Below are 13,228 nucleotides of genomic sequence, written 5' to 3'. Positions count from 1 at the left end.
TTAAAAGTCAATTTTAGCAAAGCAAATATAATTCCTGTAAACACATGGTACTACTACAGTACGAGCACTGATCTGTTTACCATACCTGGGCATCCAGGTAAAACCTTTATCCAGGTTACGCAGGGTAGGCATGCGGTTTACTTTTCCCCCAGGCGCCAGGCTCACATCTGTAAGCATATAGCTCCTTCTGTCCAGCTCATTATACAGGAAACGCAGTTCACTGCCCACATTTACCATCAGGTAAGACAGGTACAGGTCGGCGTTATCGTCAAATTGGCTCTTGTGTACAAAGTTATTCCATTGCATATTGCCCTCGTCATCGAAAGACAACACCGCTACATTATCGTAGTGATAGCGCAATCCCTGGGAATTGTTCCAGTAATAAGGGTTATAATACATCGAAGAGTAAGGTGAATAGTAGTAAGGAGCATACATACCACCGTATGGACTTCCGTACATATAGTTCCAGCGGTTCCATGGCTGATAGCGGGAAGACGTGGAGAAGGATTCTGCTGTTAATAAGAATCCGCCATTAGCGGTATTAATTATTTTCCGTATAAAATAATCATTGAAGGCAGCGTTGGTACTGGATTCACCGCGGGCATTTGCTTTCAGCTCATCTGCAAAAGCCGTTGATTTCTCATACACGGTTTTATGATTGCCATAATCATATTTATAGAGATAGATGCCTTCTACATTCCCCCGCTTTTGTTTATAGTAAAAAGCCGTTACCAGTGCGGTTTGCTTGTTGTTGTCGAGCTTCATTTTCACCTCATCCAGCAACTGGGATTTGAACTCCATGGGAGTTACTTCAAAACTATCGACCAGCGGACGTTTGATAATCAGGTTGCCATTTAACACATAATCCCGGTTGGAAGTGCGCTCCAACTTATTGAAGATAAAATCTCCGCTATTAGTCAGGTTAAAATTGCTCAGGAACTGTCTTTTCTGCATGGGCAGCGACAAGCGGCTGTTATTGACGAGGTTCATGGCGCTATCGTACAGGAATGTATAAAACACATTGTTGTTTTCGTTGTCCTGGTTGATCTTATATACCATAATACGGTTCTTGTCTTCCGATACGTCCACAGAATATACCTTGTTTTCTTTGGAATATATACCGATGCGGGTAGAATCGATCAGGATAGGAGCATCTGCGAAAGTAGCATCCGGCGACATCGTAGCACAGAGGCTGAAAACGGCATCCTTCCGCTGAAACTGGTATATCATCAGCACTTTATCGGGATAAGCCACAAAGTCCATACTGATTACCTTCCGTGGCAGAAAGTCGAGCTTTACCCGGTTCTTGAGCTGCATCGTATTATCATATACCGATACCACGTAATCGCCGCGGTCTGTTTTATACACGAGGATATTGCCTGCTACCCTGCCAATGATTTCGAATTCCGTGCTTTTGTAATCATCCTTTTCCGGTTCTGAATAGGTGATTTTCTGTGCCATTGCTGCTGAGCCGGCAAAAATCAGCAGCAATACTAACTGTATGCGGTATAGCGTATGCATGCGGTAATATAAGTTTCAGATATGTGTTAATACAGATGGCACGTTTCAATGCTTCAATTTCAAACTTACATTAAAAATCAGAAATTAAGCAGTCAATTTACACCTGCCAGGTCCTGCTTTTACATAAATTCCAAAAGGCCCGATTTATTGTGTACTTTTATTAAATTATTTTCAAAAAGCAGCTATACTTGATGGAAAGCGTCATTATAACCGGTGGAACAGGACTTATAGGAACGGCATTGACCCAACTGTTGCTGGAGCGCGGCTACAAGGTAATTATATTGAGCAGGCGCCCGGAAAACGGCGGCAATAAGGCGGTAACATATGCCCATTGGAACCTGGAAGCACAAACGATAGATGAAGATGCCATCCAGCAGGCTGATTATATTGTACACCTGGCCGGCGCCAATGTAGGCGGCAAACGCTGGACAGCGGCACGTAAACAGGAAATTATTGATAGTCGCACGCAAAGCAGTGCACTCATCTATACCGCACTACAAACTATTCCCAATAAAGTAAAGAAAGTAATCAGCGCCTCGGCTACCGGCTACTATGGCGAGTTTACAGGTCATGTTTTCACAGAAACCGATCCGCCGGCCACCGATTACCTGGGCAGCACTACACAGGACTGGGAACAAAGCATTTCCAAGGTTACCACGCTGGGAAAGAAGCTGGTTATTTTACGTACCGGGATTGTATTGAGCAGAGAGGGCGGCGCCCTTAAAGAATTTTACAAGCCGCTGCGCTTTGGATTTGCTACCGTATTGGGCTCTGGCGACCAGTTTATTTCCTGGATACATATCCATGACCTGGTAAGACTATATTTCAACGCTATCGTCAATGATAAACTGGAAGGTATTTATAATGCGGTAAGCCCGCAGCCGGTTAGCAACCGGGAGCTGATTCTCAGCATGGCCCGGATAGCCAAAGGCCGCAGCTTTATGACCACTTATGTACCAAGCGCAGTATTGAAGCTGGTGTTGGGTGAAATGAGCGTGGAAGTTTTAAAGAGTATGAAAGCATCTCCGGCTAAAATACAACAGACGGGGTTCCAGTTTTCGTACCCGACCATCGATGAAGCGATGGAGCAGCTGTTTAGCCAATAATGGTTTTCTCCATGGCAGCTGCTTTCAGCAGGCATTCCTCCCATTCTTTTTCCGGATCACAGTAAAAGGTAATAGCAGAACCGGTTTGGAAAGACAAGTATTGATTCGTTGCGTTATAAAGTATACTCCGGATCACTACATTGAAATCGAAATCGCCTTCCGGCGTAATGTAACCTATGGCTCCTGAGTAAAGCCCACGGCGGGTTTGCTCGTACTGTTCAATCAACTGCATCACCCTGATCTTAGGCGCACCAGTCATAGAACCCATAGGAAACGTAGTGCGAAGTACTTCCGTAAACGGCAGCTGTGGCGGCAATTGAGCCGATATAGTAGAAATCATGTGGTGTACATGGGCAAAAGAATAAATCCCAAATAACTCTGTTACCTGTACCGAACCCGGTATGGCGGTGTGCGACAAATCATTGCGCACCAGGTCTACCACCATTACATTTTCGGCTCTCTCTTTTGGATTTTGCTGTAATTGTTGCTGCAGCCATTGGTCAGTAGCCGGATCTGCGTCTTTGCGGCTGGTTCCTTTGATAGGCTGTGAAATAACCGTGTTCCCATTTTTCTTCAGGAAGCGTTCCGGGCTGGAGCAGGCCAGGTAGCGATCGTGCAGGCGATAATAGGCAGCAAAGGGTGCGGGTGAAAGGTTATTCAACTTTGTGAATAACGCCGTGGGATTTACGCCGACACCGGTCATATAATTTTCCCGGCAGAAATTGATTTCATAACAATCTCCCTGTAAAATATGCCGGCGGATATCCGCTACGGCGGTGATATAGTTGTGGTGATCCAGGCGGCTTTGCAGGGCAGGCACCGGCCCTGTAGTAACAGGTGCTACCTGGACGGGCATACGTAAACAGGCGTCATATATGGCGCGGGCCTCCGTTTCATGGAGATGAATGCCGCCAATGTGTACCTCTTGCTGTTGTAATTGAATGATAATACGTGGCTGAAAAAAAAACATATCTGGGAAGCCAATACCATCAATATTGGCGGATTTTAGACCAGGGGCTGTTTCATTTTTAAGATCATATGCCAGGTGACCGAAAAGCCAATCGGCGTGCCGGTCGTGGAAAGCCTGTAAAGCAGGAAACGCATTACCTGCGTTTACTTCAAGGACTTGCAGGGTGTCTGCAGCCAGAACGGCGTCATATTGGTGCCAGGGAGAATCGTAATTATTATTGTCCAAAAAACAACAAATGTTGAACTGGTTTCCCCAATTCAACATTTGTTGCTTAAATATTTTCTGATTATCAACCGGGAAGGTGTGGAATATCCTGATAACAATCGTGTTTTAAAGCTTAAAAATCATCATCATCATCGTCAAAACGATCGTTAAACAGATCCATATCCTTGAATTCATCATCGATGCCCAGGTCATCGTCGTCATCGGTTTTCTTACCGCCGCCGGCAGGACGACCGCGTTTACCCTTTGACTTAGGCATGTCAAATTCTTCAAAATCGGGATCATAATCATCATCTTCTCCTTTTTCCCAAGCATCGTCCATGTCGTCCATCTCATCGTCATCATCATCCTCCTCATCGTCATCTTTACGTTTGGATTTTGATGCGGACTTATCTGATTTCTTAGCGGCAGATTTTGAAGGTTTCACATCTTCATCATCTTCCTCCTCTTCATCTTCATCCACCTCTTTCTTAGGCTTGGCCGCAGCTTTAGGAGCGTCTTTTTCAGTCTTAGGAGAAGTAGTTTTTTTGGTCTCTTTCTCTTTATCAGATTTTGATTTCATAATAGGTTGCCTTATTTCTTTGCCGTAAAGTTTTAATAGTTTTTCTTATTCGCCAAATTTTTTTTGCCGTTTTTTTTTCTTACTTTTTTCCTTCTACTTTTCAAGGATCTGATCGCGCCCAGGTCCGTTGGAAACGTATTTCACGGGAACGCCCAGGTAATTCTCCACGGATGAAACAAACGCTTTCATCTCGGTTGGTAACTCGTTGAATTGCTGACAAGTAGACGTCTTATCACTCCATCCTTTAAAGGTTTCCCACACCGGTTTAATGTCCAGACCGTTTAACTGGAAAGGTAATTGTTTTGTTTGCTGACCGTCGATCTCGTAAGCTGTACAAGCCAATACTTCATCAAATTCGTCCAGTACATCGCTTTTGGTCATTACCAGTTGCGTTACCCCACTCAGCATGCAGGTGTAGTTCAGTGCAACCAGGTCAATCCAGCCACAGCGGCGGGAACGGCCGGTAACGGCGCCAAATTCATGACCGGCACTACGCAGATGTTCACCCACTTCATTGTCCAGCTCAGTAGGGAAAGGTCCGCTACCTACGCGGGTGCAGTAAGCTTTGGTAACACCAATTACTTCTTTGATCCAGCGCGGGGCAATACCCAAACCGGTACAAACGCCGGCAGAAATGGTATTGGAAGAAGTAACAAACGGATAGGTACCGAAATCTACGTCCAGCATGCTTCCCTGAGCTCCTTCAGCCAAAACTTTTTTACCGGCTTTCAGTTGTTCATTCAGGAAATATTCGCCGCTTACCACGTTCATTTTTTTCAGGAAAGGAATCGCTTCAAAGAATTCAGCTTCCCAGGCGGCAATATCTTCGGTAAGATCTGTAATATCGTAATGAGACAAGAGCTGCAAGTGTTTCTGCTTCAGGCTCTCATACAGGCTTTTAAAATTAGGCGACAACACATCTCCTACACGTAAACCGTTTCTGCCGGTTTTATCCATATAGGCAGGGCCGATCCCTTTCAAGGTAGAACCGATTTTATCGTTGCCTTTTGCAATTTCAGATGCTTTATCCAGCGCACGATGCGTAGGAACGATGATATGGGTTTTTTCTGCTATAAAGAGATTTTTTGTCAGATCCACGCCCAGTGCCGCGATATCTTCGCTTTCCTTTTTGAAAGCTACGGGATCCAGTACCACCCCGTTACCGATAAGATTCACGGTCTTATCATGGAATACACCGGATGGAATGGTGCGTAATACTACTTTCTGTCCGTTTACATATAACGTGTGACCAGCATTCGGGCCACCCTGAAAACGGGCAATCACGTCGTACCTGCCGGCAAAATAGTCCACAATTTTACCCTTGCCTTCGTCGCCCCATTGCAGGCCTAACAAAACGTCTACCATAATGATTTAATTAATTATCGGAGGTTGTTGCTTTAAAAGAAGTCGCAAAATTAAGGCGAATATTAAGAAATACAAATTTTGAAAGCTTTTAGCCTTCCCTTATCCGCGATCAATAAACCCCATAGCCAGCACATCACGTAAATATACGTCACCTTTACCGACAGTTTCCCTTAAAATGACAATGGCTATATTACGATTCCTCCAACCGTTGGATAGATTGTATGCCATCCAGCTTTTTAAGCCGATCTACCAGCTCATCCAGCTCCTCCTTATCATGTACATAAACTTTGATCAACCCTTCAAAAAGGCCTTCTTTTGACTCAATACTGAGGGCGGAGATATTGATCTTCAATTCTCCGGAAATGATGTTGGTGATCTTGTGGATAACTCCCACATCGTCCATACCGATAATACGCAAGCCGGTGAGGAAAGAGATTTCCCGGTTCTTCACCCACTTGGTTTTTACGACCCGGTGGCCGTAATTAGCCAGGAGTTGGGCCGCATTGGGGCAATTGGTACGGTGAATTTTGAGGCCTTCACTGGCAGTAATAAAGCCAAATACGTCGTCGCCGGGGATAGGCCGGCAGCAATTGGCCAGCTTATAGGCAATCTTATCTGAACTTTCACCGAAAATAATCAGCTCTGCATCCTTCTTGGAAGGCAGCTGATGCTTCACCTGCTCTTCCGGTACATGTTCCGGCGCCTTTACCGGTTTTGGGGGTTCCAGCTTGTCGCCCAGTACAGCAAACTGCTTGAGCTCTTTCAGGTCGATATTCTTAACCGCTATCTGGTAGTATAAATCGAGTGGAGATGGTTGTTTATAAAACTGCACCAACTCACTGATATTATGCTGATTGATGGAGATATTCATGTGGGATAACTTGCGCTCCAACGCTGCTTTCCCATCCATGGCGACTTTCCGCTTTTCCTCCTTCAGGGCATCCTTGATTTTTGACTTGGCTTTGGCGGTAAGCACAAAGTTGAGCCAGTCTTCCGAAGGCTTTTGTTTATTGGAGGTAATAATCTCTACCTGGTCCCCGCTGCGCAGCTTATGGCTCAGGGGTACCAGCTTGTAATTTACTTTGGCGCCGATACACTTATTTCCCACCGCACTATGGATAGAGTAAGCAAAATCCAATGCGGTAGAATTAACCGGCAATATTTTCAGATCGCCCTTAGGCGTGTATACGTAAATTTCTTCAGTGAACAGGTTGCTCTTAAAATCGGCCAGGAAGTCGAGTGTATTGGAATCGGGATTGTTCAGTATTTCCCGGATCTGGGTAAACCACTGGTCAAATTTGGATTCCTGCTGCGCGGAAGCGCCGCTGCCTTCTTTATAACGCCAGTGTGCAGCCACGCCCTTTTCGGCGTAGTCGTTCATGCGTTTGGAGCGGATCTGTACTTCTACCCATTTACCGCTGGGCCCCATTACCGTTACGTGCAACGCCTCGTACCCATTGGATTTGGGGTTACTGAGCCAGTCTCTGGTTCTTTCCGGGCTGGGGTGGTAAAAGTCGGTAATAATGGAATATACTTTCCAGCAGTCCGCTTTTTCCTTTTCCAGCGGGGAATCCAGGATAATACGGATGGCGAAAAGATCATATACTTCCTCAAAGGCTACACCCTTGGTTTTGATTTTATTATGGATAGAATGGATTGACTTGGGCCGGCCATAGATCTCGAATTCAAAGCCTTCTTCCTGCAGTACCTCTTTAATAGGTTTAATAAACTCATTAATATAACGGGTACGCTCCCGTTTTGTTTCCTTGAGGCGTTTGGCGATTTCCCGGTAGGTTTGCTGCTCGGTGTATTTCATCGCCAGGTCTTCCATCTCAGATTTAATATTATAAAGCCCGAGGCGATGTGCCAGGGGGGCATATATAAATACCGTTTCGGAAGCTATTTTCAGCTGTTTTTCGCGGCTCATGCTGTCGAGCGTACGCATGTTATGCAGCCGGTCGGCCAGCTTAATCAATATTACCCGGGGATCATCGGCCAGGGTAAGCAATATCTTCTTGAAATTCTCAGCCTGCGCGGTACTGGTGCTGGAATCTATGACGGTAGATATTTTCGTCAACCCATCTACGATATGTGCGATTTCATTACCAAATTCGCGGGATACATCTTCGAGCGTCACTTCTGTATCTTCCACTGTATCATGCAATAATGCACAGATGGCGGAACGTACTCCCAGCCCTATTTCTTCCACGCATATCTGCGCCACAGCCAGCGGATGCAGGATATACGGTTCCCCGGACTTACGGCGCATTTCCTTATGTGCATCGGCTGCCATTTCAAAAGCAGTACGTACCAGCTCCCTGTCGCCTTTTTTTAACCGGGGTTTTAATGCCCTCAATAAAGCACGGTAATGCCGAACGATTTCTTTCTTTTCCTGCTCTTCGTCTAAATTATATTTTTGAACTGCCACTGTTTCCATTAGAATAAAGTTACGATTTAATATAATCTGAAAGAAAAGCAGGATGGAAAAAGCAGGGGCCGGCAAAAAATTCCCATCCTTTCCCTGGTACGGTCACCGGGAAAGGAACGGGAATTCGCTTCATTTATGGTTGTTATTTGTGCGCTAGGTGAATGGTACACATATTTTAACAGGCAGTAATGCTTCTGGGACATTCAACCTCAACCCTACATTATACACCGTTTCCAGCTCTACCCGGGGTTCCAGCTTTAGCTGCTTCCGGATCCGGCCAATAAACACGTCCATACTCCGGCTGGCATAAAAATCCTCTTTTCCCCAAACCCGTAAAAGCACTTCGTCTTTTTGCACGATAATATTGGGACGGCTCAGGAAGTAACGTAGCATTTTAGCCTCAATCGGAGATAACTTGCTCTTTACCAGCTTGCTTTCTGTCTCATATATCTTCAGCTTTCGGTAGTGATACGTATAGGTACCCAGGTTATGCCCTATCAATAGCTCAGTTCTGTTGGGCCGGGTCCATTTCAGGATGACCCTTATCCTTCTCAGTAATTCCTCGAAACTAAATGGCTTGATCAGGTAGCCATCGCCTCCCAGCTGGAATCCGTTGATCCGGTCTTCGTCCCCGGTCCTTTCGGAGGAAAGGAAAAAAATAGGCGTTAACAGGGTGCTTTTCCGGATATGCCTGGCCAGTTCAAACCCATTCATTTTCGGAATGACAATGTCTATCAGGCAAATATCATATCGGTTTCTGACATATTGATTCCAGGCGTCAATACCATCGTAACAATGTTCTACGTTGTAGCCGGCCTGCTCAAGATGTTGTTTTACAATACTACCGAAGGCCTTATCATCTTCAACAAGCAGCACTCTTGGGTTTCTGTTCATATAGCTACCATTTGTGGATGTTATTGGTTATAAAACAAAAAAGAGAGGACTGCGGGTAAGCAATCCTCTCTTTTTTGTTTTATCAACATTAATTCACATGAACTAACATCTAAATCACATCTTTTCCACAGCTGATATTTTAATCGCTACGGCATGTTTAAATCCTTTCTGGCGGATAGCTTCAGGCACCTGGATGGTTATGCCTTCTCCCGTAGTTTTCCACACCAGCTTATTACCGGCACCCAACAGCTGTAAGCGGGCACCTTTAGCAGGTGTCAGTCCTTTAAAACTGATAGTGGCTGGTACCTGTTCATTTTCATCCAACAGGTAGATAGCGTATACAGCACCATCTTTTTTACGCGTAAAACATACTTTACCATCTTTATAAGGCGCTACGGCACGGGTGCCATAGATAGCATCGCCATTAACATGCATCCACTCCCCAATACCCTTCATGGTAGCATAAGCCGCATCATGTAATTCGCCATCAGGGCCAGGAGCCACATTCAGCAGATAGTTACCACCCTTGGCCACAATGTCGACCAGGTTGTGGATGAGTACATTCACCGTTTTATACTTATCATCCGGCACATAAGACCAGGAACTACCCATGGTCATACAAGTTTCCCAGGGATAGCTGAGCGGCTTATTGGGAATTTCCTGTTCCGGCGTGCGATAGTTTTCATAAGGACCATGTACACTACGGTCTACTACGATCAGCCCCGGCTGGTGACTACGCGCCATGGTAGTAATTTTACCCATATCTATATCCTGGTCTTGTGGAGCGGTCTGGCTCCAGGAAAGCGATTCTTTGGTCTGCGTTTTACGTGGGCGTACCCAACCTCCGTCTAACCAGAGAATTTCCAGTTTACCATAACCTGTCATCAGCTCTTCTATCTGGTTGTAAGTATATTGCTTAAACTGGTTCCATCTTTCAGGATATTTCTTAATGTCATAGTTCACATTCCTGTCGCGGGGCGGGAAATAAGGCCACCAGTAATATTCTGTATGCCAGTCGGGCTTAGAGAAATAAGCACCGGCATGAATTCCTTCCTCCCGGAACGCCTGGAATATCTCCTTGGCGAGGTTAGCCCGCGGATTTTTGCTGAAAGCGCCATCGGCAGCAGTAATCTTATAGTCTGTTTGTTTGGTGTCAAACATGCAGAAACCATCATGGTGCTTGGTAGTAAATACCAAGTATTTCATACCGGCGTCTTTGGCTGCCTTTGCCCATTTTTCGGGATTAAAATGCACGGGGTTAAAGGTCTTGCCTAAAGCCTCATACTTTTTCAGGTAATCATAATACGGGATACCGGCAGGTTTACGCTGTGTCCAGCCTTCATCTTCCGGGCAAATGCTCCAGGATTCCACCACGCCCCACTGTGAATAAGGTCCCCAGTGCATAATCATACCAAACTTCCAATCCTGCCACTCATCCAGTTTTTTCACAACTGCCTGATCGGTTTCAGGTACATATGGATGTTCTTCGCTTTGGGCCTGGGCGCTCGCCATTCCCATTAATACGCAACCTAATGCAATCCAGAATTTTTTCATTTTCAGTGTTTATAAGATGCTTCCAATGTAGTTATCTTCAATGCCTGCTGAACAATTTCAGGCAATTGTGTTGTTTGCAACCGGATAGTCCGGGTTTCCCCGGGCAACAGGTCAAAATAATTTTCTTCAAAATGAGTAGCCGCCGGTGCATTGTCGAGCGATAAGTAAACATTCCGCGCCAGCTTATCCGATTTCAAACGGATGTATACCACTCCACTCTCTTTAACTGGCTTGCTGGTCACCACCTCCAGGTGCGGTACCTCCAGCTTCATTTCCTTCGCCGGAGCAAAGTAAAAGATATTCCGTTCTAAATCCTTATTGTCAATTCGCAGTTGCGCATAGAATATTACCATTGCCGGGTTTCGTCCCTGCAAAATAGCCGCCGTATCAATGGTATGCAACTTTACGCTGGCATTGCTGTTTAACTGGATATCTTTCAACTCCTTTTGCCAGATCGCCTTTCCGTTCAAGTCCATCGCCGACATTACCAGGTCGGCTTTCCCCTGGTATTCGTCGGTCACCACCCAGGTATTCAGCTGTCCGTTTTCAATCACATTGGATACCAACCGAGGCTGGAAAGCCTCTTTCACATAGTATTGCAGGGCTTTCCAGCGACCGTTATAATCCCTGCCCGACCAGGACGGACCAGGCCAACAATCATTCAACTGCCAGTAAAGAGTTCCCATACAATAAGGCATAGCCCGGCGGTGCGCTTCTATCGCCACTTTCATTCCCTCGGCCTGTAATACCTGGCTGAGATATACGGAAGCCGGGAAATCTTTCGGCTCCCGGTAATAATGCAACATATAAGTTTTAATCGCCGTATTCCCTTTAGCAGGGCTTTTCTGGTGCGCCTGCATCACATTGGAAAAAATATCATAATCATCTTTGGTAGCAAACGTCCGTATGGTTTCCATACCGGGGAAAGACTGAAAACCATATTCGCTCATAAACCGGGGAATATGCGTATTGAAGGCCTCAAACCACTCCATGCCATGCCAAACACCCCAGTAGTGGTTATCACCTCTGGTAAATTCTTCCGGCTTTCCCCAGTTGCTGATAGGAGAAGAATGGAAATAAAATGTCCCTGGCTGATAAGTCGCTACCTGTTGTGGCAAAATAGTTTTAAACAACAGATCGTACCCTTGCTGCAAACTATCCCATTGCTTGTTCGTATAGGCGTAACCGCTCTGCCATCCCCAGTTTTTAATAGCTACGGCTATCTCATTATTCCCGCACCATAACGCCAGGGACGCATGATTACGCAAACGCCTGATGTTATCAGCCGCCTCCTGCTTCACATTCTCCAGGAAAGCGGTATCTGAAGGGTAAAGGGTGCAGGCAAACATGAAATCCTGCCATACGAGGATACCCCTCTGGTCTGCCAGGTCATAGAATTTATCCTCTTCATAAACACCGCCACCCCATACGCGCACCATGTTAAAATGCGATTCTGTCATATCACGGAATAACTGCTCCTGCTTATCGGCAGTTACCCGGGGCAGGAAATTGTCCTGGGGAATATAGTTGGCGCCCTTCATGAATACCGGGCGACCATTTACTTTCACGTAAAAAGATTCACCCAGGCTGTCTGGCTTATTCACTACTTCTATTGTTCTGATACCAATTTTATCGCTGTGGGCATCTATTTTTTTCTTCCTGAGGAGCAAATTGGCTACCAGCTCATACCGGTATTGGTTACCCATACCTGCAGGCCACCACAGCACTGGTTTTTCTATCGCGAAAGGTACTTTAAATACCTGGGTACCTGCCTGTAATGTTACCGGGAACAACGCCAGGGCAGGTTCTCCTCCGTGGGTAGATTTCTTTTGCAGCTGCAGCGTATACTCGCCCGGTACCGCAGCTTCTACGGTCACTTCCGCCTGCATTTCTGCCCGTGCGCTATCTACCTTCAACTGCTGCCAGTATACATCACGAATGGTTGCTCTATTCCAGCTGTGCAGGTAAACCGGACGCCAGATACCTGAGGTGACCAACCGTGGCCCCCAATCCCAGCCATAATGATAAGGCGCTTTACGCGCATATACACTCAGCGGGATATCGCTGGCGTCATTACCGGCAGGATAAATAATCTGATCCTGTAAAAATTTAGGCATGTCTGTTTTAATGGGACTTTTAAACAGTATGCGTAATTCATTTTCGCCTGCTACCAACCACTCTTTCACATTTATCACATGCGATACAAACATATTGGATGACTGTAAAACCAGGTGATTATTGAGGTATACGTCGGCATAGGTATCCAGGCCTTTGAATTCGAGCGCTATCACATCAAAATTCAGTTCCTGCTTTTTCAGCTTCCACTTCTTCCGGTATTCCCAGTCTTTTTTATCGACCCATTGAACCGCCTTTTCATTGGTACCTACAAAGGGATCAGGAATTAAATGCTGGGCCAGCAAATCTGTATGTACAGTACCGGGAACTGTGGCAGGGCGCCACACGCCTTCATCGGTACGGGAAAACTCCCAGCCGGAGCCCATGAGGTTAACGGTATGATCCTGTGCCTGCAGATTCATAAAAACAGCTAAACAAAGCCAGGCACTTAACAGTATATATTTCATGTTCTAATTTTTCAGAAGAACCAA

General features: G+C 45.8%; 9 protein-coding genes. 1 reads left to right on the top strand and 8 read right to left on the bottom strand.

Going from position 1 to position 13,228, the window contains the following annotated elements; translation table 11 throughout:
- Nucleotides 1-1,521, bottom strand: coding sequence for a hypothetical protein (locus tag HGH90_RS12910; RefSeq protein ID WP_168761840.1), 1,521 nt, complete (start codon nucleotides 1,519-1,521; stop codon nucleotides 1-3).
- A 191-nt stretch (nucleotides 1,522-1,712) separates the two neighbouring features.
- On the opposite strand from HGH90_RS12910, the gene HGH90_RS12905 reads away from it, so the two are divergent.
- A complete protein-coding gene (locus HGH90_RS12905; RefSeq protein WP_168761839.1) occupies nucleotides 1,713-2,627 on the top strand; it encodes a TIGR01777 family oxidoreductase in 915 nt (304 codons plus the stop codon).
- Here the strand turns inward: HGH90_RS12905 and HGH90_RS12900 are convergent.
- The 7 genes from HGH90_RS12900 to HGH90_RS12870 form a co-directional block, all read right to left on the bottom strand.
- Nucleotides 2,617-3,822, bottom strand: coding sequence for an anthranilate synthase component I family protein (locus HGH90_RS12900; protein ID WP_248277003.1), 1,206 nt, complete (start codon nucleotides 3,820-3,822; stop codon nucleotides 2,617-2,619). The genes HGH90_RS12905 and HGH90_RS12900 overlap by 11 nt on opposite strands.
- Nucleotides 3,823-3,934: 112 nt before the next feature.
- Nucleotides 3,935-4,381: a hypothetical protein gene (locus HGH90_RS12895; protein ID WP_168761837.1), complete on the bottom strand. Its 447-nt coding sequence runs from the start codon at nucleotides 4,379-4,381 to the stop codon at nucleotides 3,935-3,937.
- Nucleotides 4,382-4,474: 93 nt separating this feature from the next.
- Complete coding sequence (locus HGH90_RS12890; protein WP_168761836.1) at nucleotides 4,475-5,746, bottom strand: adenylosuccinate synthase; 1,272 nt, start codon at nucleotides 5,744-5,746, stop codon at nucleotides 4,475-4,477.
- Nucleotides 5,747-5,936: 190 nt separating this feature from the next.
- Entirely contained in the window at nucleotides 5,937-8,183 is a 2,247-nt protein-coding gene (locus HGH90_RS12885; RefSeq protein ID WP_168761835.1) for a RelA/SpoT family protein, read from the bottom strand.
- Nucleotides 8,184-8,327: 144 nt separating this feature from the next.
- On the bottom strand, nucleotides 8,328-9,068 hold the full coding sequence (locus HGH90_RS12880; RefSeq protein ID WP_168761834.1) for a response regulator transcription factor: 741 nt from the start codon (nucleotides 9,066-9,068) through the stop codon (nucleotides 8,328-8,330).
- Between the two features lie 114 nt (nucleotides 9,069-9,182).
- Complete coding sequence (locus HGH90_RS12875; protein ID WP_168761833.1) at nucleotides 9,183-10,622, bottom strand: alpha-L-fucosidase; 1,440 nt, start codon at nucleotides 10,620-10,622, stop codon at nucleotides 9,183-9,185.
- 2 nt (nucleotides 10,623-10,624) lie between these two features.
- The gene (locus HGH90_RS12870; RefSeq protein WP_248277002.1) at nucleotides 10,625-13,204 is read right to left on the bottom strand and encodes a beta-mannosidase; all 2,580 of its coding nucleotides are present in this window, start codon (nucleotides 13,202-13,204) and stop codon (nucleotides 10,625-10,627) included.
- Between the last annotated feature and the right edge of the window lie 24 nt (nucleotides 13,205-13,228).

This window comes from Chitinophaga sp. Ak27 (genome assembly GCF_012726295.1).
Taxonomy (GTDB): domain Bacteria; phylum Bacteroidota; class Bacteroidia; order Chitinophagales; family Chitinophagaceae; genus Chitinophaga.
Note: the sequence above shows the minus strand (reverse complement) of the source record. Positions and strands in the feature narration are given on the sequence as shown.